This is a genomic window from Kitasatospora sp. NPDC059827 (assembly GCF_042731675.1).
GTDB lineage: Bacteria > Actinomycetota > Actinomycetes > Streptomycetales > Streptomycetaceae > Kitasatospora.
In genome coordinates this window covers 72,164-92,885 of sequence record NZ_JBHWIV010000029.1, presented here as the reverse complement: position 1 = coordinate 92,885, position 20,722 = coordinate 72,164, and the positions used below count along the sequence as shown (strand labels likewise).

General features: G+C 73.5%; 23 protein-coding genes. 10 read left to right on the top strand and 13 right to left on the bottom strand.

What is annotated here, in order from left to right; all coding sequences use genetic code 11:
• Positions 1 to 465: 465 nt before the first annotated feature.
• Positions 466 to 1,425: a pirin family protein gene (locus ACFV8H_RS20225; RefSeq protein WP_380401606.1), complete on the bottom strand. Its 960-nt coding sequence runs from the start codon at positions 1,423 to 1,425 to the stop codon at positions 466 to 468.
• Between the two features lie 140 nt (positions 1,426 to 1,565).
• Positions 1,566 to 2,249, bottom strand: a complete 684-nt coding sequence (rpe, locus tag ACFV8H_RS20220) for a ribulose-phosphate 3-epimerase (RefSeq protein WP_380401604.1) — start codon at positions 2,247 to 2,249, stop codon at positions 1,566 to 1,568.
• A gap of 242 nt (positions 2,250 to 2,491) precedes the next feature.
• Between rpe and ACFV8H_RS20215 the strand changes: the two genes are divergently transcribed.
• Together ACFV8H_RS20215 and ACFV8H_RS20210 are read left to right on the top strand one after the other, a co-directional pair.
• Positions 2,492 to 3,352 (top strand): hypothetical protein, encoded by an 861-nt coding sequence (locus ACFV8H_RS20215; protein WP_380401602.1) that lies wholly within the window; start codon positions 2,492 to 2,494, stop codon positions 3,350 to 3,352.
• 275 nt (positions 3,353 to 3,627) lie between these two features.
• Positions 3,628 to 4,479, top strand: coding sequence for a hypothetical protein (locus ACFV8H_RS20210; protein ID WP_380401600.1), 852 nt, complete (start codon positions 3,628 to 3,630; stop codon positions 4,477 to 4,479).
• Here ACFV8H_RS20210 and ACFV8H_RS20205 read toward each other — a convergent pair.
• The 6 genes from ACFV8H_RS20205 to ACFV8H_RS20180 form a co-directional block, all read right to left on the bottom strand.
• Complete coding sequence (locus tag ACFV8H_RS20205) at positions 4,449 to 5,135, bottom strand: C39 family peptidase (RefSeq protein ID WP_380401597.1); 687 nt, start codon at positions 5,133 to 5,135, stop codon at positions 4,449 to 4,451. The genes ACFV8H_RS20210 and ACFV8H_RS20205 overlap by 31 nt on opposite strands.
• Before the next feature lie 36 nt (positions 5,136 to 5,171).
• Positions 5,172 to 5,792: a DUF4188 domain-containing protein gene (locus ACFV8H_RS20200; RefSeq protein ID WP_380401612.1), complete on the bottom strand. Its 621-nt coding sequence runs from the start codon at positions 5,790 to 5,792 to the stop codon at positions 5,172 to 5,174.
• A gap of 134 nt (positions 5,793 to 5,926) precedes the next feature.
• The gene (locus tag ACFV8H_RS20195; protein WP_380401594.1) at positions 5,927 to 6,559 is read right to left on the bottom strand and encodes a TetR/AcrR family transcriptional regulator; all 633 of its coding nucleotides are present in this window, start codon (positions 6,557 to 6,559) and stop codon (positions 5,927 to 5,929) included.
• A 157-nt stretch (positions 6,560 to 6,716) separates the two neighbouring features.
• Positions 6,717 to 7,703: an aldo/keto reductase gene (locus tag ACFV8H_RS20190; RefSeq protein WP_380401591.1), complete on the bottom strand. Its 987-nt coding sequence runs from the start codon at positions 7,701 to 7,703 to the stop codon at positions 6,717 to 6,719.
• A 60-nt stretch (positions 7,704 to 7,763) separates the two neighbouring features.
• On the bottom strand, positions 7,764 to 8,609 hold the full coding sequence (locus tag ACFV8H_RS20185; protein WP_375889844.1) for an ABC transporter permease: 846 nt from the start codon (positions 8,607 to 8,609) through the stop codon (positions 7,764 to 7,766).
• Positions 8,609 to 9,586 carry an ATP-binding cassette domain-containing protein gene (locus ACFV8H_RS20180; protein WP_380401588.1) on the bottom strand — a complete coding sequence of 326 codons (978 nt, stop codon included), beginning with the start codon at positions 9,584 to 9,586 and terminating at the stop codon, positions 8,609 to 8,611. The genes ACFV8H_RS20185 and ACFV8H_RS20180 overlap by 1 nt, the downstream gene beginning before the upstream one ends.
• 99 nt (positions 9,587 to 9,685) lie before the next feature.
• Between ACFV8H_RS20180 and ACFV8H_RS20175 the strand changes: the two genes are divergently transcribed.
• The gene (locus tag ACFV8H_RS20175; protein ID WP_380401586.1) at positions 9,686 to 10,474 is read left to right on the top strand and encodes a TetR/AcrR family transcriptional regulator; all 789 of its coding nucleotides are present in this window, start codon (positions 9,686 to 9,688) and stop codon (positions 10,472 to 10,474) included.
• A 51-nt stretch (positions 10,475 to 10,525) separates the two neighbouring features.
• Here the strand turns inward: ACFV8H_RS20175 and ACFV8H_RS20170 are convergent, their stop codons facing one another.
• Positions 10,526 to 11,917 carry a pyridoxal-phosphate dependent enzyme gene (locus ACFV8H_RS20170; RefSeq protein ID WP_380401583.1) on the bottom strand — a complete coding sequence of 464 codons (1,392 nt, stop codon included), beginning with the start codon at positions 11,915 to 11,917 and terminating at the stop codon, positions 10,526 to 10,528.
• A gap of 420 nt (positions 11,918 to 12,337) precedes the next feature.
• On the opposite strand from ACFV8H_RS20170, the gene ACFV8H_RS20165 reads away from it, so the two are divergent.
• A complete protein-coding gene (locus tag ACFV8H_RS20165) occupies positions 12,338 to 13,480 on the top strand; it encodes a serine hydrolase domain-containing protein (protein WP_380401580.1) in 1,143 nt (380 codons plus the stop codon).
• On the top strand, positions 13,477 to 14,034 hold the full coding sequence (locus ACFV8H_RS20160; protein ID WP_375889856.1) for a hypothetical protein: 558 nt from the start codon (positions 13,477 to 13,479) through the stop codon (positions 14,032 to 14,034). Before ACFV8H_RS20165 ends, ACFV8H_RS20160 begins: the two co-directional genes overlap by 4 nt.
• Positions 14,035 to 14,143: 109 nt before the next feature.
• Here the strand turns inward: ACFV8H_RS20160 and ACFV8H_RS20155 are convergent, their stop codons facing one another.
• Positions 14,144 to 15,532: an alpha/beta fold hydrolase gene (locus ACFV8H_RS20155; protein WP_380401577.1), complete on the bottom strand. Its 1,389-nt coding sequence runs from the start codon at positions 15,530 to 15,532 to the stop codon at positions 14,144 to 14,146.
• A gap of 180 nt (positions 15,533 to 15,712) precedes the next feature.
• On the opposite strand from ACFV8H_RS20155, the gene ACFV8H_RS20150 reads away from it, so the two are divergent.
• The gene (locus tag ACFV8H_RS20150; protein ID WP_380401575.1) at positions 15,713 to 16,705 is read left to right on the top strand and encodes a helix-turn-helix domain-containing protein; all 993 of its coding nucleotides are present in this window, start codon (positions 15,713 to 15,715) and stop codon (positions 16,703 to 16,705) included.
• Positions 16,706 to 16,770: 65 nt separating this feature from the next.
• On the opposite strand, the gene ACFV8H_RS20145 is transcribed toward ACFV8H_RS20150, so the two are convergent.
• From ACFV8H_RS20145 to ACFV8H_RS20135, 3 genes are all read right to left on the bottom strand, one after another.
• Positions 16,771 to 17,580, bottom strand: a complete 810-nt coding sequence (locus tag ACFV8H_RS20145; RefSeq protein WP_380401572.1) for an alpha/beta fold hydrolase — start codon at positions 17,578 to 17,580, stop codon at positions 16,771 to 16,773.
• Between the two features lie 87 nt (positions 17,581 to 17,667).
• Positions 17,668 to 18,393, bottom strand: coding sequence for a hypothetical protein (locus ACFV8H_RS20140; protein ID WP_375889864.1), 726 nt, complete (start codon positions 18,391 to 18,393; stop codon positions 17,668 to 17,670).
• Between the two features lie 53 nt (positions 18,394 to 18,446).
• Positions 18,447 to 18,860: an ATP-binding protein gene (locus tag ACFV8H_RS20135; protein WP_380401569.1), complete on the bottom strand. Its 414-nt coding sequence runs from the start codon at positions 18,858 to 18,860 to the stop codon at positions 18,447 to 18,449.
• Positions 18,861 to 19,032: 172 nt separating this feature from the next.
• Between ACFV8H_RS20135 and ACFV8H_RS20130 the strand changes: the two genes are divergently transcribed.
• The 4 genes from ACFV8H_RS20130 (at position 19,033) to ACFV8H_RS20115 (ending at position 20,694) form a co-directional block, all read left to right on the top strand.
• A complete protein-coding gene (locus ACFV8H_RS20130) occupies positions 19,033 to 19,893 on the top strand; it encodes a helix-turn-helix domain-containing protein (RefSeq protein WP_375889869.1) in 861 nt (286 codons plus the stop codon).
• Positions 19,890 to 20,123, top strand: a complete 234-nt coding sequence (locus tag ACFV8H_RS20125) for a DUF397 domain-containing protein (RefSeq protein ID WP_380401566.1) — start codon at positions 19,890 to 19,892, stop codon at positions 20,121 to 20,123. Before ACFV8H_RS20130 ends, ACFV8H_RS20125 begins: the two co-directional genes overlap by 4 nt.
• Positions 20,124 to 20,183: 60 nt before the next feature.
• Positions 20,184 to 20,408, top strand: coding sequence for a DUF397 domain-containing protein (locus tag ACFV8H_RS20120; protein WP_380401564.1), 225 nt, complete (start codon positions 20,184 to 20,186; stop codon positions 20,406 to 20,408).
• Positions 20,409 to 20,469: 61 nt separating this feature from the next.
• A complete protein-coding gene (locus ACFV8H_RS20115) occupies positions 20,470 to 20,694 on the top strand; it encodes a DUF397 domain-containing protein (RefSeq protein ID WP_380401561.1) in 225 nt (74 codons plus the stop codon).
• The last annotated feature ends 28 nt before the right edge of the window (positions 20,695 to 20,722 follow it).

Genomic DNA, 20,722 nt, shown 5'->3' with positions numbered 1-20,722 from the left:
TGACTTTTGGCACGCTGTTGAGTTCTCAAGGAACGGACGCTTCCTTCGGACCGCCTTCCAGCGGGCCCTCCGGGCGCTTCGTTCTTTCGTGTTTCCAGCTTACCAGATGTTTTCCGCTCCGTTTTCCGGAGTTTCATTCATCCGATTTGCTGGTGTCTTCTGCGGCTTGGCGCCCCGTCCGACGTTTCAAACTCTAGCCGACCCCCGCTCCGAAAAGCGAATCCAGCCGCAATCCCCATAAACGCGCACGCCGAATTAACCGCGGGCCGAGGCGCGAAAAAGCGAACGCGACACGGCCCAGGACGGGAAGTGGTGTTTCAAGGGATTGGCTGCTCCGGGACCGTCCGCGCCTACGCGTGTCCGGTGCTCCCAGCCGAGCAGCTAGAGAACACTACGCCCAGCAGCGGCCCTGCGCAAACGGGCCGGTCACGCCGGTGGCGGGCTCGGCAGCACACCCGGCCGGGCTCAGCGCTCGCGGCCGCGGGGCTTCAACGGGACGGCGGGGAGTTCCGGGGCGGGGAGGCGGGCGCCGGCGTAGCCGTGGACCTCGCCGAAGCGGTCGCCCGTCGTCCAGTCGGCACGGGCCTGGGCGATGTCCTCCGTCGAGCGGCCGATGAAGTTCCACCACATGACGATCTGCTCCTCGAAGGGCTCGCCGCCGAGGAGCAGCGCCGAGGCGTCGGAGCGGGCGAGGAGCGGGAGCGCGCGACGGCCGCAGCCGAGGTAGAGCATCGAGCCGGGTTCGACGGGGACGCCGTCGACGTCGATCCGGCCGGTCATGGCGAGGACGGCGTACTCGAACTCGGGGACCAGCGGGAGCCGGAGGTCCGTGCCCTCGGTGAGGGCGAGGTCGGCGCCGACCAGCGGGCTGTGGGTGGTGCCGGGCGAGGTGGCGGTGTCCAGGGTGCCGAGGATGACGGTGGCGCGCAGGCCGGGCGCGGTGACCACCGGCAGGTCGGGGTGGTGCTCGAAGGAGGGGGCGGTGTGCCGGTGGGCGTCCGGGAGGGCGACCCAGAGCTGGGCGCCGTGGAGGTAGCGGGCGTGCGGGCGCGGGGACTCCTCGGAGTGGGAGATCGCCCGCCCGGAGGTCATCAGGCCCAGCTCGTACGGCCGGACGGTCTGCAGGCTGCCGAGGCTGTCGCGGTGGAGGACCTCCCCTTTGTGCAGCCAGCTGACCGTCTGCAGGCCCATGTGCGGGTGCGGCGGCACCTGCATCCCGGGTTCGTCAGCGATGTCGTCCGGGCCGTAGTGGTCGACGAAGCACCAGGCGCCCACCATCCGGCGGCCCAGGTTGGGGAGCAGTCGGCGGACGGCGGTGCTCTCGCCGAGCTGGACCAGGCGTCCGGTCAGCAGGTCCTGCACCGGTCCGCTGCTGGCCTCGCGGCCGCAGGTGGTCGGGGCGGGCTTGAGGTCGAGGTTGCTCATCGCGGTTCCACCACCGTCATGGGAAGGGCCGGGCCGGGGAGGGCGCACCGTCACCGATCATCCGTGACGGTGCGGGGTTCCTCCACCCGTGCCCGGCCATCCGGCGGCCGCCCCGGCGGGCGGGGCTGCGGTGGGGCGGCTCAGTGCTCGCAGGCCCACCAGGCGTCCTTGCTCGCCCCGGCGGCGAGCTCGCGCAGGCTGCGGACGGCCTCGGCCGGGTCCGCCGCGCCGTAGACGGCCGACCCGGCCACGAACACGTCCGCGCCGGCCTCGGCGCAGCGCTCGATGGTGGCCGCCGAGACGCCGCCGTCGACCTGCAGCCACAGCTCCAGGTCGTGCTTGGCGATCAGCTCACGGGTGCGGCGGATCTTCGGCAGCATGATGTCCAGGAACGCCTGGCCGCCGAAGCCGGGCTCGACCGTCATGATCAGCAGCATGTCGAGCTCGGGCAGCAGGTCCTCGTAGGGCTCGATCGGGGTGCCCGGCTTGAGCGCCATCGAGGCGCGGGCGCCCTTGGCGCGGATCTCGCGGGCCAGCCGGACGGGGGCGGCGGCGGCCTCCACGTGGAAGGTGATCGAGCCGGCGCCGGCCTCGACGTACTGCGGGGCCCAGCGGTCCGGGTCCTCGATCATCAGGTGGCAGTCGAGCGGGATGTCGGTGGCCCGGGCGAGCGACTCGACCACCGGGACGCCGAGGGTCAGGTTGGGCACGAAGTGGTTGTCCATGACGTCCACGTGCAGCCAGTCGGAGCCCCGGACCGCCTCGGCCTCGTCGGCGAGCCGGGCGAAGTCGGCGGAGAGGATGCTGGGGCTGATCTGGGGCATGGCCGACTACCTTCGTACGAGGGCTTGCAGGGGCTGGGCACCCGGGGGGCGGGCGCCTCGGGCCATCATCTCGCGCCGTACGGCCGTCGACCGCACCCGCCGACCGGCGCGTGACCGTGATCACACGCTGCCCGGGTTGCCGGGACGGCCCCGGTGGCGGTCAGCTCTGGAGCGACCGCCGGTGCCCTCCCGTTCGTCGGGCCCCGCCCACGACGAGGAAGAGGAAGAGGAAGGTGTCTCGATTGTCCGAACCCGTCCACCCCGCCCGCGCACTGTGGTGGCTCTTCGAACCGGTGTACGCCGTCACCTTCCTCCAGCCCGAGAGCCGGGCGGCCTTCGAGGCGGCCGGGCTGGACGGCGGCTGGCACGGCTACTTCGCCGCCCGCTCGGCCCCGCTGGGCGCGGTGGGCGCCCCGCCGGTGATCGCCGCGTTCTTCAGCTTCGCCCCGGCGGCGGTCGAACGCGCCCTCCCCCAGGTGTGGACCAGGGCGAGCCCCGAGCGGGTGCTCGCGGCCAGGACCGAGGGCTCGGCGGCGGTGCTGGCCCGGCTGCTGGCGCCGGTGGCGCCCGAGCTGGTCGAGACCGCGGCGACGGCGCTGGAGGAGGCCGTGGACCGGGCGGACTGCGCGGGCCGGGTGCTGGCCGCCGCCAACGCCGCGCTGCCCCGGCCCATGGACGCGGACGTGTACGGGCGGCTGTGGCACGCCGCGACCGTGCTGCGCGAGCACCGCGGGGACGGCCACGTGGCCGCGCTGGTCGCCGCCGGGCTGGACGGCTGCGAGGCGCCGGTGCTGCACTGCGCCACGGGCGCCTCCCGCAGGGTGCTCCAGCCGCTGCGGGGATGGACGGACGAGGAGTGGGAGGCCGCGGCGGCGCGGTTGGTCGGCCGGGGCTGGCTGACGGCGGCGGGCGCGGTCACCGAGCTGGGCCGGATCCGGCACCGGGAGCTGGAGGCGGCCACCGACCTGGCCGCCGGCCGGGTCTGGGAGCACCGGCCGGACGGCGAACTCGACCGCCTGAGCGCCGCGTTGCGGCCGATCGCTGCGATCTGCCGGGCGGAGATGCCGATCGACCCGCTCGCGATGCCGCCGGTGCGGGCCTGAGCGGCTCCCCACCCGGGGACCCACCCGAGACCCGCCCGACCGCCCCCGACCACCCACCCGAGCACCCCCGGCCACCCCCCGACGACCCCGCACGTGACCGTCGTCACACCCCGCCGGGGATTACCGGGGCCGTCCCCGTGGTCATCAGCACGTGAACGGCCCACGCACCCGCCCGGGCGGCCCCGACGCTCCGCCACCCGCGCGACCGCCGCCGCCGTACCGACCAGCCGAGCTCCCCGCGCCCGCCCGGAGCCCCGTCCGAGGAAGGTCTCCCGATGGCCGATCTCGTCCATCCCGCCCGCGCGCTCTGGTGGCTCTTCGAGCCGGTGCACGCCGTCACCTACTTCGAGCCCGAGTGTCGCGACGCCTTCGAGGCGGCCGGCCTGCGCGGCTTCTGGCGCGGCTACTTCGCCGGCCGCTCCGCCCCGCTCGGCGCGGTGGACGCGCCGCCGGTGACCGCCGCGTTCTTCAACTTCGCCCCGGCGATGGTCGAGCGGGCCCTGCCCGCGCTGTGGTCGCTGGCCAGCCCGGAGGAGGCGTTGGCCGCCCGCAGCAAGGGTGCGGGCGGCGCGCTGGCCCGGCTGCTGGAGCACGTGGACCGCGGTCTGGTCGAGCGGGCGGTCGAGACCCTGGAGCAGTCCGCCGAGCGGCTGGACTGCGCCGGCCGGGTGCTGGCCGCCGCCAACGCGGCGCTCCCGGCCCCGCCGGGGCTGTACGAGCGGCTCTGGCGGGCCGCCACCGTGATGCGCGAGCACCGCGGGGACGGTCACGTGGCCGCGCTGGTCGCGGCCGGGCTGGACGGCTGCGAGGCCCTGGTGGTCCGCTGCGCGATGGACATGCGGCGCGAGCAGCTCCAGCCGGTGCGCGGCTGGACGGACACCGAGTGGGAGGCCGCCGCCGAGCGTCTGGTCGAGCGGGGCTGGCTGACCGCGACCGGCTCGCTGACCGAGCTGGGCCGGACCCACCACCAGGCCCTGGAGGCCGCCACCGACCTGGCCGCCGCGCGCGTCTGGGAGGACTACCCGCGCGCCGAACTCGATTCCCTGGCCGCCGCGTTGAAGCCGATCTCGGCCCTGTGCCGGAGCAGCCTGCCGTTCTACCCGGTGGGGCTGCCGGACAACACCTGACCGTCGTCGGCGCCGGGCGGGCCGAGCACGATGCCCCGCCCGGCGTAGAACGGTCCGAAGGAGCGCCACGGCACCCGGGCGAAGGCCTGCGACTCCCCCGGGAAGCCGGAGGGGTTGTGGATCAGCAGTGCTGTCCCGGTGGCCCCCACCGCCAGCACCAGGTGGCCGCCGCGCCGCACCGGCTCGGGCCCGTGCGGCTCCCGGATCGACGGGTGCACCGAGAGCATCACCAGCCGCCCGGCCGCCAGCTCGTCCGCGACCTGCGCGGGCGTCGACTCCGTCGCCCGGGCGGCCAGTCCCCAGCGCCGCCGGGCGTAGTCGGCGAACGGCACGTGGACCAGCCCGCGCAGGCTGTCGCCGTCCCGGACGTACGCGCCGGCCGCCAGGCACTCACGGGCCAGCACCATCGCCGCCGGGGTGACGCCCCACCAGTGCTCCAGGGCCATCCGCAGGCAGGCGACGCCGCAGAGCCGCCAGGACCACCAGGCGTACTCCTCCGGGGTGGCGGCCCCGGACTGCCCCCAGCGCGGGTCCCGCGCGGCGTCCAGCCGCCCGTCGACGATGTCCCGCACCAGCTCCGCGGATTCCCACTGCGCCCGGTACGGCACCTCGTGCACCACCCGCGCCGGCCGCACGGCGCCCTCCTGATCGACCATCCCCCGACGCTCCCACACCGGGGTCGCCGGACGGACTCACGACACTCCTTGAGCGCCCGTCCGGTCGTCGGCACCGTCCGCGACGTACGGGCAGCTCAGGCCGTCCGGACCGGCCACCGCACCCTCCGCCTGCCCCGCGCCGCCCGCCCCATCGGAGCCGGCGCCCGAGCGGAAGGCCAGGCGCTGGGCGGCGTGCCGGCCGCGCGCCTCCAGCGGCAGCTGGCCGGTGGCGCCGGCCAGGCCGAACGCCGGCATGTCGAAGTAGATCGACTCGTAGCCGCCCTCGGGGACGATGTACGTCTCGTGCCAGAGCCCGACGTGACCGCGCAGCTTGCCCTCCCGTATCTTCCGGTTGGCTATGCCCCAGACGGTGTGGTGGAAGCCGTCCGGTGCGCTCGCGTAGCGGTACAGGTGCTCCTTCGACTCCCAGTACTGGACGACGTAGTACGTCCGCGGCGAGGCGGTGAGCAGGATGCGGCCGCGCAGGCCGCGCTCGGGGCTGCGGGCCAGCTCGTAGAGCATCCGGAACATCGCGAACATCACCGGGCCCCAGTGGTGCACCGCCCAGAAGCGGTTGATCCGCATGCCGATCAGCAGCACCACGGTGTCGCCGGTGGCGCCGGCGGTGGTGTAGCCCGGTTGCGGCTTGGCGAACAGCGGCATCTGTGCCTCCCGGTACTCGCGCTCACGACTCGCACTCTCGACTCGCGACTCACGACTCGCGCTCATGTAATCGGCGATTACATCAGCGCGCACCTGGCCGGTCAAGGTTCGCCGCAGCCACAATTCCGTTACCGCTCAGGTGGGTTGACCGTCCCGGCGATCCCCGCGCGGAAGGTGTCCAGGACCCGGACGGCCAGCTCCTCCGCCCGCTCGGCGGGCAGGTAGCCGTCCACGATCATCTGCGCCAGCCCGTACACCAGCGCCTGCCCGGACAGCAGCACCAGCTCCGGATCGCCGGGGCCGACCCGCCCGGCCTGCTGGTCCGCCACCACCAGACCGGCGAACGCCCGGTCCAGGCCGTCCAGTTGCTCCCGCAGCTGCGGGTCCCGGGGAGCCGAGAACACCCGCGAGCGCACCAGCTCGAACCGCCGCGGATGGCGCAGCGCGTACCGGACGAAGCCCAGCCCGAGCGCCCGCATCGCCGATCCGCCGACCGCCTCGGCGGCCGCCACCTCCGCCTCCTGCCAGCGCGCGAAGTCCGCCAGCACCCGGTCCGCCAGCGCCGTCAACAGCGCCTGCTTGTCGGCGAAGTGGCGGAACGGCGCCCCCGCCGAGACCCCGGCCCGGCGCGCCACCTCCCGCACGCTCACCTTCTCCTGGCCCTGCTCGTCCAGCACCTCGAACGCCGCCGCCACCAAGGCCTCCGGCAGCGCCCCGTGGTGGTAGGCGCCCCGGTCCCGCTCCCTGATCCGTTCCGTCATACCCGTCTTGCTACCACAGCGCCGGGGCGTCGGGGCGGCGCGTCCGCGGCCCCTCGCGCACCGGCCGCTCGCGCACCGCCTCCTCCCGCACCGGCCGCTCGCGCACCGGCCCCGGCACCCCGGACGGCGGGGTGCCGGGGCCGGGCGGCCCGCGGGTCTACCAGGCGTAGTCCTCGGGGGCCGGCTTGTGGCCGGGGAAGAGCTCGTCGAGGCGGTCCAGGGTCTTCTGGTCGAGGTCCAGGTCGAGCGCCCGGAGGGCGGCGTCGAGGTGGGCCGGGGTGCGGGGGCCGATGATGGGGGCGGTGACGGCGGGGCGGGAGAGCAGCCAGGCGAGCGCGAGGTCGGCCGGGTCGGTGCCGAGTTCGTCGGCGAAGTCCTCGTAGGCCTGGAGCTGTTCGCGGTGCTTGTCCAGGAGTTCGCTCGCGTAGCCCAGGGCGCTGCGGCCGCGGGTGCCCTCGCGCTCCTTGCGCAGGACGCCGCCGAGCAGGCCGCTGCGCAGCGGGGACCACGGGATCAGCCCGAGGCCGTAGTGCTGGAGGGCGGGGATGACCTCCAGTTCGATCGCCCGGTCGAGGAGGTTGTAGAGGGACTGCTCGCTGACCAGGCCGAGGAAGTGCCGGGAGCGGGCGGCCTCCTGGGCCTGGGCGAGGTGCCAGCCGGCGAAGTTGCTGGAGCCGACGTAGATGATCTTGCCCTGGGCGACCAGGACCTCCATCGCCTGCCAGATCTCCTCCCAGGGCGTGGCCCGGTCGATGTGGTGCATCTGGTAGAGGTCGATGTGGTCGGTCTGCAGCCGGCGCAGGCTGGCCTCGACGGCCTTGCGGATGGCGAGGGCGGAGAGCTTGCCGTCGTTGGGCCAGTCGCTGGTGTTCGCGTAGGCCTTGGTGGCCAGGACGGTGCGCTCGCGGCGGCCGCCGCCCTGGGCGAACCAGCGGCCGATGATCTCCTCGGTGCGGCCCTGGAGGTTGCCCTCGCTGTCGCGGCCGTAGGAGTTCGCGGTGTCGAAGAAGTTGATGCCGCGCTCGTGGGCGGTGTCCATGAGGCGGTGGGCCTCGGCCTCCTCGGTGTGGGGGCCGAAGTTCATGGTGCCGAGGCAGAGGCGGGAGACGGTCAGGCCGGTACGGCCGAGGTGGGTGTACTCCATGGCGCCCCACCTAAAGCCACACCGGCCACGGTGTCCAGCACATTACGGTGCCCCGGCGGGTCACCGCCCGTGCGTGGCGAACTTCCGTACGGCCAGCGGCCCGCAGAGCGCCAGCAGGGCGGCGCTCCACAGCAGCGTGGCGAGGACGGCGTGCTGCATCGGCCACGCGGAGCCGGGCGCCGCCGGGTTGCCGAAGAGTTCCCGGCTCGCCTCCACCACGGAGCTGATCGGGTTCCAGTCGGCGATCACCCGCAGCCAGCCGGGCATCCCGCCGGTGGGCACGTAGGCGTTGGTGACCATCGCCAACGGGAAGACGACGACGGAGAGTTGCCCGGCGGCCTCCTCCTTGCCGACGGCCAGGCCGAGCAGCGTGCCGACCCAGGTCATCACGAAGCGGAAGAGCAGCAGCAGTGCGAACCCCTCCAGCGCGTCGGCGGCGCCGTGCCGGGCGCGCCAGCCGGCGGCGAGTCCGACCAGGGCCAGCAGGGCCAGCACGACGACGCTGACCAGCAGGTCGGCGAGGTTCTGCCCGAGCAGGAGTCCGGTGCGGGAGACCGGCATCGAGCGCAGCCGGTCGGTGACCCCGCGCCCGACGTCCCGGGCGGCGCCGACCATGGTGGGCATGATGCCGTTGGTGGCGACCATGGCGAACAGTCCGGGCATCAGGAACTCCCGGTAGTCCCCGCCGCCGGGCACCTGCATGGCGCTGCCGAAGACGTACCCGAAGACCACCACCATGACCACCGGAACGCCCAGCGAGGCGGCCAGCAGGCCGGGCGAGTGGCGGTAGTTGAGCAGGATGCGGAGCATCGACGTCCAGGTGTCGGAGACCAGCCGGGCGCCGAGCGAGGGGCGCGCGGCGGCGGGGACGGCGGTGCGGGCGGACGTGCGGACGGCGGTGGCCATCAGGCGGCCCTCCCCAGCTCGGCGTTCTCCCGGGTCTTCCCGGTGAGGGCGAGGAACACGTCGTCGAGCGAGGGCGCCCGGACGGCGACGTCCTCGGCGACGACCCCGGCTCCGTCCAACTCCCGCACCAGCGCGGGCAGCAGGACGGACACCCCGGGTGTGGTCAGCACCGTGACCGTCCGCTCGGCGACGTCCACCTGCGCGTCGCCGCCCGACAGGGCGGACAGCACCACGGCGGTGGTGGCGAGCTGCTCCACCGTGGCCAGGGTCACCGAGACCTGGCTGCCGATCGCCGCCTTGAGCCGCTCAGGTGGGCCGGTGGCGATCGCGGCGCCGTGGTCGACCACCACGACGTCGTCGGCGAGCCGGTCGGCCTCCTCCAGGTACTGGGTGGTGAGCAGCACGGTGGTGCCGCCGTCGGCCAACTCCTTGACGGTGTCCCAGATCCCCTGGCGGCTGCGCGGGTCGAGCCCGGTGGTGGGCTCGTCCAGGAACAGCACCGGCGGGCTGGTGACCAGGCTGGCGATCAGGTCGAGGCGCCGGCGCATGCCGCCGGAGTAGGTGCGCACCAGCCGGTCGCCGGCCTCGTCGAGGCCGAAGCGGGTGAGCAGTTCGTCGGCGCGCTCCCGGGCCCGGCGGGCGCCGAGGCGGTGCAGCCGGCCGAACAGCCGGAGGTTGTCGCGGCCGGTGATGCCCTCGTCCAGTGCGGCGTGCTGGCCGGCCAGGCCAATCGCCCGCCGGACCTCCTCGGCCTCGCGGACGGCGTCGTACCCGGCGACCCGGACGGTGCCCTCGTCGGGGGCGACCAGGGTGGCGAGGACGCGCACGGCGGTGGTCTTGCCGGCGCCGTTGGGGCCGAGCAGACCGCAGACGGTCCCGGCCGGCACGGTCAGGTCGAGGCCGCGCAGGGCCTCGGTGGCTCCGAAGCGTTTCCGCACGCCCGCCATCTCGATGGCGGGTCGGGAGGTGTCGGACATGGCTACGCCCTTCTCTAGGTACAGCGTACGTAGAAGCTGGACGCCATGCTACTACGTACGACGTACGTATCTAAGATGGGGGAGCGAGGTGATCTTCCAGTGCCGTCCAGCAAGCCCCCCACCACTCCCGACCAGCCCGAGCGGATCGAGCGGGCCGAACAGCCCGACCGGACCGAACTGCCCGCGCGGCCCACGCCGCCCGAGGCCCCCGAGCTGATCTGGCTACGCCCCGAGCGCACCGGCCGCGGCCCGCGGCCGGCCCACAGCCGCGACTCCATCGCGGCGGCCGCCATCGTCATCGCCGACGCCGAGGGCCTGGAGGCCGTCTCGATGCGCCGGGTCGCGGCCGCGCTCGGCGCGGGCACCATGTCGCTCTACAACTACGTGCCGAAGAAGGAGCACCTGCTCGACCTGATGCTCGACGCGGCCACCGCCGAGTACCGGCTGCCGTCCGAGCCGAGCGGCGACGTCCGGGCCGACCTGGCGGGCCTCGCGCACGAGCAGCTCGCCCTTCTGCGCCGCCACCCCTGGCTGCCCGCCCTGGTCCTCGCCCGCCCGGGCATCGGCCCCAACGCCCTGCGCTACACCGACCACTTCCTCGCCGTCACCGCCCCCACCGGTCTGCCGGGCGGGGCGCGGATGGAGGCGATGGCGCTGTTCAACGGCTTCATCTGCCAGTTCGCCCAGTACGAGCAGACGGCGGCCGCGGGCGCCAAGTGGCAGGCGGAGATGGTCGGTTACCTCACCCAGGCGGCGATGAGCGGCGCCTACCCCCACCTGGCCCAGGCCTTCGCCACCGCGGGCCCGCCCGCCGACCCGGACCAGGCCTTCGACCGCACCCTGGACCGGGTCATCCACGCCATCCTGGCGCCCGCGGCGGGGGGTTGAGACACACGGCCCGCGGCGGGAGTCAGCCCGCGAAGTCCCGCCGCGGGGAGGTCAGCCCAGGACCTCCCGGGTCAGCACCCCGGCCGCCCGGCCGTCCACCAGCACCACCACCGCCGGGCGCCCGCCCGCCAACGCCGCCCGCGCCTCGGCGGCCGACTGCCCGACCCCGACCGTCGGCAGGGCCGGCCCGAGCAGCGGGCGCACCGGGTCGTCCGGCTCGGCCCCGCCCTCGGCCAGCGCCGCCGTGAGCACCTCCCGGGACACCGAGCCGACCACCTCGGTGGCGCTCACCCCGTACGGGCGCGCCGCCCGCGCCAGCACCGCCGGGGCGATCCCGCCGGGCGCCGCCCGCAGCGCCTCCAGCGCCCCGGCCACGGTCAGGTCCGCGCCGACGGCGACCGGCGGCCCGGCCGCGTCGAGCAGGCGCCGCAGGCCGCCCCCCTCCTCCGCTTCCTCCCGATCCTCCAGGAAGCCCCACTCCCGCATCCAGGTGTCGCTGTGCACCTTGGACAGGTAGGAGCGGCCCGAGTCCGGCAGCAGCACCACGACCAGGTCCTCCGGCCCCAGTCCGCGCGCCACCCGCAGCGCCGCCGCCACCGCCGTGCCGGAGGAGGGACCGGCCAGGATGCCCTCCTCGCGGGCCAGCCGGCGGGCCGTCAGCAGCGACTCGCGGTCCGGGATCCGTTCGAAGGAGTCGACCACCTCCGAACGGTAGGCCTGCGGCCAGCGGTCCTCGACCGTCTCGGGGTGGAGGAAGTGGCCGATGCTCTCGACGAACCACGGGCTGCCGTCCCCGCCGCCGTAGGAGGAGGACTCCGGGTCCGCGCCGACCACCGTCACCGAACCGCCGGACACCTGCTTGAGGTACCCGCCGGTGCCGGTGACGGTGCCGCCGGTGCCGACGCCCGCGACGAAGTGGGTCACCCGGCCGCCGGTCTGCTCCCAGACCTCCGGGCCGGTGGTCCGGAGGTGCGCGTCGGGATTGGCCAGGTTGTCGTACTGGTTGGCGAGCCAGGCGCCGGGGATCTCCTCGCTGAGCCGCGTGACCACGTTGAACAGGTGCCGCGGGTCCTCCTGCGCCAGCGCCGTCGGTGCGAGCACCACCTCCGCGCCGTACGCCCGCAGGATGTCGGCCTTCTCCGGCGCCGACTTGTCCGACACCCCGGCGATCACCCGGTAGCCGCGCTGCCGCCCGACGAGGGCCAGCCCGATCCCGGTGTTCCCGGAGGTCGCCTCGATGATCGTCCCGCCCGGGCCCAGCAGCCCGTCCCGCTCGGCGGCCAGCACCATGGACAGCGCGGCGCGGTCCTTGACGCTGCCGCCGATGTTGAGGAACTCGGCCTTGGCGTAGACCGGCGCGGCGATCCCGGCGCCCAGCCGGGCCAAGCGGATCAGCGGCGTCCCGCCGATCGCGTCCAGGACGGATTCGTGCACTGCGGTCATGTCGGCAGCTCCCTCACTGCGTACGGACGTGTCCGCCCGAGCCTGCCCACGCCCGCGCCCGGCCATCCGTCCCCTCCGCCCCGCCCACCCGGGCGGCCCGCCAGAGTCCCCGGCATGTCCCGCGTGAAGATCGAGATATCCGCCCGGAGAGCCACGTCGAGCAGGCCGCCGCCGTGCTGGCGGCCGTACGCGCCGCCCACCCGTACGAGGAGCCGGTGGTCAACTTCCCGCCGCTGTACGACCCCACCGCGGACTGAGCCGGACGGCCCGCCGACGGCCCGCTGACCACCCGCCGACGGCCCGCCCGCCCCATCCGCCCCACCCTTCCCGAGCCGGGTAAATCCCCTCGCCGCGGCCGTCGCTGCGCCGTACCGTGGTCCGGTCAACGATCTTGGAGCTCGCGGAACGGGGCGGTACACCATGCAGGACTACCAGGGCTGGGTCGACGAACGGTTCGGCGCCGTCGCGGACGCCTTCGCGGGCAACTTCGCCGAGTTCCCCGAACTCGGTTCCGCCGTCACGGTCTTCGTCGGCGGCCGCAAGGTGGTCGAGCTGTGGGGCGGCACCGCCGACCAGCGGACCGGCCGGGCCTGGACGCAGGACACCGTCGTCCCGGTGTTCTCCTGCGCCAAGGGCGCGGTGAGCATCAGCGCCCTGCTGCTCGCCCAGCAGGGCCGCCTCGACCTGGACGCCCCGGTCGCCCGCTACTGGCCCGAGTTCGCGCGCCACGGCAAGCAGGACGTCACCGTCCGGACGATCCTCGGCCACCGGGCCGGCATCCCGGCCCTGGACGCGGTGCTCCCGTTCGAGGAGGTCGCCGCCTGGGATCCGGTGATCCGCGCGATCGAGGCCCAGCAGCCGCTCTGGGAGCCGGGCACCAGCTACGAGTACCACGGCCACGTGTTCGGCTTCGCCGTCGGCGAGGTGATCCGCCGGATCACCGGCCTGACCCCGGGCGCGTTCCTGCGCGAGGAGATCGCCGGGCCGCTCGGCCTGCCGCTGTGGATCGGCCTGCCGGAGAGCGAACTCCCGCGCCTGGCCCGGCTGGTGGAGGCCGAGGGCCGCCGCCCGATGCCCGGCCCCGAGCACCTGCTCACCCGGATCGTCACCATGAACGGCGCCCTGGTCTTCCCCGGCCTGGACGTGCCGCACGGCTGGAACGACCCGGCCCTGCACGCGATCGAGCTGCCCGGCGCGGGCGCGGTCGCCTCCGCCACCGGGCTGGCCGGCCTGTACGCGGCCGCGGCCACCGGCCTGGACGGCGGCCCCCGGCTGCTCTCCGCCGACACCGTGACCGACGCGGTGCGCGAAGTCTCCTCCGGCCAGGGCTTCCTGGGCTTCGACATGGGCGCCCGCTGGGGCTCCGGCCTGCTGCTGGACTCCGCCGGGTTCCGCCCGCTGCTCGGCGCGCGCAGCTTCGGCAACGACGGCGCCGGCGGCCAGTTCGCCTTCGGTGACGACGAGTTCGGCGTCGGCTTCGGCTACGTCGCGAACCGGATGATCGGCCACGGCGACGCCCGCGCCAACCGGCTGATCGAGGCGGTGCGCGGGTGCCTGGGGTGACGGACTTCCTCGACCGGCTCACCCGGTTCTTCGCCACCGGCGCCCTCGGTGAACTGCGGTACGGCGCCCGGCTGTCCGAGCTCTCCGCCCGCTACGGCGCCCCGTGGGACGGCGGCCGGATCCACCGCGAGGGCCGTTGGCCGCACGCCTTCGGCTTCGGCGACGCGCTCACGGTGTTCTGCCACTGCCGGCAGCTCCGGTCGGTGTCCCTGGCGACCTGGCAGGGCGAGCTCGAACTCCCCGTGGACGGCGGCGGGACGCGGACCTACCGGACCGCCGTCGTCGAGTCCGAGCTGACCGCCGCACTCACCGCGGCGGGCTGCACCTGGCGGACGGTGGAGTACGAGAACCTGCCCGACCAGCGGACCCTGGAGTTCTCGCCCGTCGAGGACGTCTGGGTGGCCCTGATCCTCACCGACCGCGAGAACCGGGAGGACCCGCCGCTCGCGGACTGGATGCTGTACAAGGTGATGATGTGGGGCTGGGACCACGTCGACTGCCCGGGGCCCGACCCGTCCCTCCCGGACGACGGCTGGGACTCCTCCGAACTCTGAGGCAGCGCCGGGCCGTTCCGTCCCCTGTGCGGAACGGCCCGCCGCCTTCCGGCTCCTTGAGCAGGAACCGGCTCCTTGAGCGGGAACCGGCCGCTTGAGCAGGAACCGGCTACTTGAGCAGGAAGTCGTAGACCGCCTGCCGCCCCGCCGGGTTGGCCGCCCGGGTCTGCACCGAGTGCGCCGCCCCCGGGACGATCACGACCTGCGGGTCGTGCGTCAGCTTCGCCTGCTGGTACAGCCACTCGTACGGGGTGGAGAGGTCCCGGTCCCCGCCGAGCAGCAGCACCGGCACGTTCGGCAGCTTGCGGTGCGCCGGCGGCAGCGGCGGCACCTGCTCGCGCGGCCAGTCCAGGCAGACCAGCAGGCTGCCGAGGCCGGTCGCGGTCGCCGGGTCGTACGGCCAGGTCTGCTCGGCCGTCAGGTTCTTCCGGGTGCGCTCCAGCGCGGCCGCCCGGCCCGCCACGGGGGTGTCCGAGGAGCCCCACGGGTAGCGCCCGTCGGCGCACAGGGTGGCGGCGTGCAGGCCCTGGCTGAGCAGTTCGGCCGGGGCGGCATCGTTCTTGTGGACGTCGTCGATGAAGGACTGGAGCTTCTGCGGGTTGCCGCCGGCCGCTTCGTGCAGGGCTTCCGGCACCCCGCCGTAGTTGGGGTCGGCGAACTCGTAGCTGGTGAGCGCGTCCAGGATCTGCGCGCCGTTGCCGTACTTCTGCACGGTGGTGGCGAGGTCGGCGGCCGGGTCGGTGGTGCAGCTGGTGGCCTGGCAGGCGGTGCGCAGCACCCGGGCGGTGGCGGGCAGTGCGATCAGGTCCATCGGGTCGTAGCCGCCCTGCGGCACGACCGAGTCGAGCACCAGCCGGTCGACGTGCGCCGGGTGGGCGAGGGCGTAGCGCTCGGCGACGAAGGTGCCGTAGGAGACGCCGTCCAGGGTGATCCGCCGGTCGCCGAGGGCCTGGCGCAGCAGGTCGATGTCGCCGACGGTGTCCGCGCTGCTGTAGTAGCGGGCGTTCGGGCCGAGGGCGGTGGCGCAGTCGGCGATGGACTGCTTGCGGGGTACGGCGAGGTCGGAGGAGCCCATGTCCTCCTGGAGGCCGGGGCATTGGAGGGCCCGCTCGCCGGTGCCGCGCTGGTCGTACATGATCAGCCGGTAGTCCTTGAGGACGGGTTCCAGCTTGCTCGCGATCCGGCGGATCAGCGGGACGCCGGGCTGGCCGGGGCCGCCGGCGAGGAACACCAGGTCGCCCTTGGGGGCGTCGGCGTTGCCGGTCATCGCCACGTCGAGCTGGAGGGTGCCGGGGGTCCGGCCGCTGTGGTCGAGCGGCACGGTGAGGGTTCCGCAGGTGAATTCGGGCGCGCCCTGGCAGGGTGCCTGCCCGGTGACGCCGCCGCCGTGGCGCTGGGGTTCGGCCGGGGCGGCGACGGCGGGGCCGGCCAGGGTGGTGCCGGCGACCACCGCGACGGCGCCCAGCAGGGCGGCGATGCGGCCGCGCGTGCTCGTCATGTTCGTCGGGGTTCCTTCCGCTCGCGCCGCGTCCGTGCTGACGCGGTCACGGGAGAAGCCTGCGCCCGGGCGACTTCGATGGCGAGCATTCGTGTCAGGATTCGACCAGGGTCGAAGGGTTGACGACCGAAAGGGCGACAAAGCCGACCGTTCCGGCCGGCCGGCAGAGGGGTGGACGGCATGATCCGGCTCACGATCGACTCGACCGGGCTCGCTCGCACCCGGTTCGTCGTCTCCCCGTTGCACGAGGCGGTCAACACCCTGATGGCCGCCTCTGCGCTCAACTCCCGCACCGGCCCGTACGCCTGGGTCGGCCGGACCCGCCGGGTGCTGCGCCGGGAGGGGCTGGAGCTGCTGTCCGGGCTGGCGCTGGAGCGGGCCGGCGGCTACCTCCCCGACTTCCTCGCCCCGCACCCGACCGGCCCGGACCCGACGATCGCCGAGCAGCTGACGGCCGTCCGCCGCGCCGACCCGGACCGGGTGCTGGCCGAGTTGGACACCGTCCGCCACGGGCTGCCCGCCGCCAACCTGGCCGGCCGGCCGCTGCCGGACGTGGTGCTGCGCACGCTGCGGCGCGGCCCGCGCCACTTCGCCGAGCGGGTCGCGGACGAGCTGGGCCGGTACTGGGAGCTGGCGGTCGCCCCGTACTGGCCGGACGCCCGCGCGGTGCTGGACGCCGAGATCGACCAGCGCGGCCGGCACGTCGCCCGGTACGGCACCGGTTCGCTGTTCAACTCGCTCTCCCCGGAACTCTCCTGGTCGAACGGGATGATCCAGCTGGAGAGCCGCTTCGAGGTGAACCTGCCGGCCCGCATGGTGCTGCTGATGCCGACGCTGGTCAGCCGCTCGATCCACGTCATCCTCGACACGGTCGACGGCTGCCACCGGGCGCCGACGCTGATGTACCCGATCACACCGTCCGTGCCCGCGCCCCGGACACCCGCGCCCGCCCTGGCCCAGCTGGTCGGGCCCACCCGGGCGGACCTGCTGGCCGCACTGGTCGACCCGGCGACCACCGCGGCGCTGGCCGCCCGGCACTTCCTCAGCGCCGGAACGGTCTCGTACCACCTGGGGGTGCTGCACCGCTCGGGGCTGGTCAGCCGGGTGCGCAGCAGGCGGGAGGTGCTGTACCGGCGGACGCCGCGCGGGGAGGAGCTGGTGACGGCGCCCTGAGGAGCGCACCGCGAAGGGCGCATGAGCGGGCGTGTGCTCCCGATTTCGCGCCCCTCAGGCCCGTTTCACACCAATGCGCGCGGGAGCACCACCCGCACCCATTCCTCCGGCTGCGACAGGTGCGGAGCGTGACCGGCGCCCTGGTAGAGGTGCCGTTCCGCCTTCGCGAGGGTGAGGTCGATGATGTCCAGCACCTCGCCGTACATCGGCGGGCTGTCGTCGCTCTGCGTGAGCAGCACGGCCTCGGTGAAGTCGCCGAGCGCGGTCAGGTCCAGATCCAGCGCGTCCGGGTCCCGCAGCTCGTCCAGGTAGGTCGGGGCGTTGCGGATGAAGGTGTGCCGCACCGGTGCGGGCAGCTGGGCCCACGCCCCCGGCCCGAAGGCGACCGTCTCCACGAACAGCTCCGCCGCCGCGGCCGACTCCGCCTGCTCCAGCAGCTCCCGGACGGCGGCGATCCGGACGGCGAGGGCGGCGGCGATCGGCCGCAGCTCCGGGTCGGTGAGCAGGACGCCGGTGCCCGGCGGCTCGTGCACGGCGATCCCCCGCAGCAGGTCGGGCCGGGCGGAGGCGAGCCGCAGCGCGATCAGCGCGCCGTACGAGTTCCCGCAGACGAAGGCCGGGGCGAGGCCGAGGCCCTCGATCAGCCCGGCCAGGTCGGCGGCGTCCTCGTGCACCGAGCCCTGGGTCAGCGGGTCCTCGCTGCGGCTGTGGCCCCGGCGGTCGTAGGCGACGACGGTGGTGGACTCGGCGAGGCCCGGCATCACCCGGGCCCAGGAGTCCGCGTCGGTCCACGAGCCGTGCACCAGGACGACACCGGGGCCTTCGCCTCGGGCCTCGTAGTGCAGCCCGACCCCGTTCACCCTGATCTCGGCCATCACGAGCCTCCCGATGTCGGCGGTGCTCCCTCACCAGCCTGACACAGGCGCGCGGAACGGACAGATCGGTCAGATCGGCCGGATCGCTCAGATCGGGGACTCGAAGAGGTGCGGCTCCCAGTGACCGAGCCAGGAGGAGGTGGAGGAGGGCAGGGCCAGGCCCTCGGTGGACTCGTCGTAGGGGAGGAAGGAGGTGGGCGCGAACCAGCCCTCGCCGGGGTCGATGCGCAGGCGGAGCAGGCGCAGCGGGCGGTGCAGCGCGAGGTACATGCGCAGGTCGTCGGTGGAGGGGCGGTGCTCCTCGTAGCGCTCCTGGACGCAGCGGCAGATGGTCAGGATGTCGGTGTCGGCGAGGAGGAGGTAGCGGGGGCCGGGGCCGAGGTTCACGCAGAGTCGTCGGCGGGCCTTCCGGCGCTCGCCGTAGGGGAGGTTCTGGTGGTTGTCGACGTGGAGGCCGGGGCGCCGGCCGGACTCGGGGAGGACGTGGGTGGTGGACTGCCCGGGCGGGTCGTCGGCGTCACCGAGGGTGACGGGGTGCGGATCGCCGAGGGTCTCGACCAGCGCGGCGAGGGTGTCGCGGTCGGTGACGGTGTCGGGGAGCCGGAACAGCTCGACCAGACCGGAGGCGGGGGTGAAGTAGCCGGGGGCGAACCGCTCGGGGTAGCCGCCGGGGAGGGGCTCCCAGGCGGTGGGGTCGGGGACGGCGGCGCCGGTCTCGTAGTCGGGCTCGAAGTAGAGGCGACGGGGGCGGCCGTAGTCGCAACGGGCGTGCAGGGCGGCGGGGTTGCGGAAGGCGATCGCGGCGGGGTGCATGGCGGGTGGACTTCCTTGCGGGGTGGTCGGCGGGGGTGAGTGGGGTGGGGAGGTCAGGTGAGGAGGACGCGCGCCCAGACGCGCTTGCCCGAGCCCCGGCGGACGACGACGCCGAAGTCGAGCGAGAGCTCGCGGACCAGCTGGATGCCCCGGCCGCCCTCGTTGAAGCGGCGCAGCCGGGGCTTCTGGAGCGGCAGGTCGAAGCGCGGGTCCCAGACTTCGAGCCGGCAGTCGCCGCTGAACTCCTGGAGGTAGAGGCGGACTTCGCCGTCGCCCTGGCAGGCGTGGACGACGGCGTTGGTGACGAGCTCGGAGCCGATGAGGACGAGGTCGTCGACCTTGTCGCCGCAGTAGCCCCAGAGGCCGAGTTGGTTGCGGATGTGGCGACGGGCGATGCGCACCGAGGTGGAGTGCTCGGTGAGGGAGAGCTCGGAGGTGCGGAGGAGAGGTGTGCTCAACGCGGACATGGGTGCCCCTTCGCTTCGACACGACGTCAGGTACGTGTCCGTGCGGTCACGTTGAGTGTGACGGATGTCAATTCGAACCTGCAAGCCGAACGCAATCACAATTCCGTGGATCTTGAAACGGGCCGAGGCAACCGCAAGACTGGCGGTCCACACCGATAGGGAGGGGCGCCACTTGAGCAAGGAGCTGTCCGCAATCAGGCAGATCCGCCTCGGCGAAGAGCTGCGTGCCTGGCGGCTGGACAACAACAAGACCCTGGCAGACGCCACGACCGGGCTGAAGGGTTGGAACCCCGCCCGGCTCAGCAGAATGGAGCGCGCGCACCAGCCGATCGGTGGCGCTGACTTGAAGATCCTCTTGGACCACTACGGCATCACGGGCCAGGAGCGAGAGGACCTCGAGAGTCTGCTCAGCGCAAGCCCTGCGCGGCGTTGGTGGCGCAGCCTGGACTTCGCCGACAGCATCACGGCCGCTTTCGCCGAGTACCTCGATCTCGAAGCCGATGCCTCACAGATGTTCGACTACTTCCCTTCGGCCTTCCCCGGTCTGGTCCAGACCGAGGGATACGCCAAGGAGATGATCGCGGCCGGTCTGAGCGCGCCCAATGACGAGCAGATCGAAACCGCGACCGAGGTCCGGATGCTGCGTCAGCGCCGCCTGACCAAGGATTCCGTCCTCAACTTCGACGCGTACTTCGGCGAGGTGGCCCTGCTGGTCGCCGGCGACCGGAGCGTCCTGATCGACCAGATCCGCCACACGATCAAAGTCGCCCAGTATCCGAATGTCAGCATCCGGATAGTGCCGTTGAGTGCCGGGCGACAAGGCATCTTGACCTCGGGACTCACCCTGATGAGGTTCCCCGACGATCCCGAAAACGGCTTCGTATTCATCGAAGCCGTTGGCGGTATGCTCCCGCGTAGGACCGGCCGCGACGTTCGACGCGCCGAACGGGCCTTCGCCCGACTCCAGCGCTGTGCCCTGTCGCCGGAGGAGACCATCGCCGCCCTTGAGCACAAGTTGGAAGAGCTGACGTGAGCAAGAAGCACAACCCTTACGACCACAACTCAACCGATGCCGAGTGGGCCAAGTCCCCCTTCTCCGGCGATGACAACGGCAGTTGCGTGATCATCGCCCGGTTCGACAACGGCGACGTCTGGCTCGGCGACGACAAGAACCCCGACCGCCCGCACCTCGCCTTCGACCAGGCCGAGTGGACCGCCTTCGTCCAGGCCATCGAAGCCCGCGACCCGCGCTTCACCGCCTAACTGCATTCCCGGCCCGACCCGTTCACCCACGGGCCGGGCCGCTGCCCAACGGGAGGTCTCATGCACGACCCCTATGCCCACGATCCCGCTGACGCCGAATGGGTCAAGTCGCCCTTCTCCGCTGATGACAACGGCGACTGCGTGATCATCGCCCGCTTCGACAACGGCGACGTCTGGCTCGGCGACGACAAGAACCCCCACCGCCCCCACCTCGCCTTCAACCACAGCGAGTGGACCGCCTTCACCCAGGCCATCGAAGCCCGCGACCCCCGCTTCACCGCCTGACCAACCTTCCGGCCCGGCCCGTTCACCCACGGGCCAGGCCGCTGCCCAAAGGGGAGGTCTCATGCACGACCCCTACTCCCACGACCCCGCCGACGCCGAATGGGTCAAGTCCCCCTTCTCCGGGGATGGCAACGGCAGTTGCGTGATCATCGCCCGCTTCGACAACGGCGACGTCTGGCTCGGCGACGACAAGAACCCCGACCGCCCCCACCTCGCCTTCAACCACAGCGAGTGGACCGCCTTCACCCAGGCCGTCGAAGCCCGCGACCCCCGCTTCACCGCCTAACCACCCCTCCAGTCCAGCCCGTTCACCC

What these genes read in the sequence shown, in the direction of transcription:
- ACFV8H_RS20165 (WP_380401580.1), top strand. Translation starts at nt 12,338, where the DNA reads ATGCAGGACTACCAGGGCTGGGTCGACGAACGGTTCGGCGCCGTCGCG.
- ACFV8H_RS20150 (WP_380401575.1), top strand. Translation starts at nt 15,713, where the DNA reads ATGATCCGGCTCACGATCGACTCGACCGGGCTCGCTCGCACCCGGTTC.
- ACFV8H_RS20115 (WP_380401561.1), top strand. Translation starts at nt 20,470, where the DNA reads ATGCACGACCCCTACTCCCACGACCCCGCCGACGCCGAATGGGTCAAG.
- ACFV8H_RS20195 (WP_380401594.1), bottom strand. Translation starts at nt 6,559, where the DNA reads ATGACGGAACGGATCAGGGAGCGGGACCGGGGCGCCTACCACCACGGG.
- rpe (WP_380401604.1), bottom strand. Translation starts at nt 2,249, where the DNA reads ATGCCCCAGATCAGCCCCAGCATCCTCTCCGCCGACTTCGCCCGGCTC.
- ACFV8H_RS20120 (WP_380401564.1), top strand. Translation starts at nt 20,184, where the DNA reads ATGCACGACCCCTATGCCCACGATCCCGCTGACGCCGAATGGGTCAAG.
- ACFV8H_RS20140 (WP_375889864.1), bottom strand. Translation starts at nt 18,393, where the DNA reads ATGCACCCCGCCGCGATCGCCTTCCGCAACCCCGCCGCCCTGCACGCC.
- ACFV8H_RS20180 (WP_380401588.1), bottom strand. Translation starts at nt 9,586, where the DNA reads ATGTCCGACACCTCCCGACCCGCCATCGAGATGGCGGGCGTGCGGAAA.
- ACFV8H_RS20145 (WP_380401572.1), bottom strand. Translation starts at nt 17,580, where the DNA reads ATGGCCGAGATCAGGGTGAACGGGGTCGGGCTGCACTACGAGGCCCGA.
- ACFV8H_RS20185 (WP_375889844.1), bottom strand. Translation starts at nt 8,609, where the DNA reads ATGGCCACCGCCGTCCGCACGTCCGCCCGCACCGCCGTCCCCGCCGCC.
- ACFV8H_RS20135 (WP_380401569.1), bottom strand. Translation starts at nt 18,860, where the DNA reads ATGTCCGCGTTGAGCACACCTCTCCTCCGCACCTCCGAGCTCTCCCTC.
- ACFV8H_RS20210 (WP_380401600.1), top strand. Translation starts at nt 3,628, where the DNA reads ATGGCCGATCTCGTCCATCCCGCCCGCGCGCTCTGGTGGCTCTTCGAG.
- ACFV8H_RS20170 (WP_380401583.1), bottom strand. Translation starts at nt 11,917, where the DNA reads ATGACCGCAGTGCACGAATCCGTCCTGGACGCGATCGGCGGGACGCCG.
- ACFV8H_RS20225 (WP_380401606.1), bottom strand. Translation starts at nt 1,425, where the DNA reads ATGAGCAACCTCGACCTCAAGCCCGCCCCGACCACCTGCGGCCGCGAG.
- ACFV8H_RS20155 (WP_380401577.1), bottom strand. Translation starts at nt 15,532, where the DNA reads ATGACGAGCACGCGCGGCCGCATCGCCGCCCTGCTGGGCGCCGTCGCG.
- ACFV8H_RS20205 (WP_380401597.1), bottom strand. Translation starts at nt 5,135, where the DNA reads ATGGTCGATCAGGAGGGCGCCGTGCGGCCGGCGCGGGTGGTGCACGAG.
- ACFV8H_RS20190 (WP_380401591.1), bottom strand. Translation starts at nt 7,703, where the DNA reads ATGGAGTACACCCACCTCGGCCGTACCGGCCTGACCGTCTCCCGCCTC.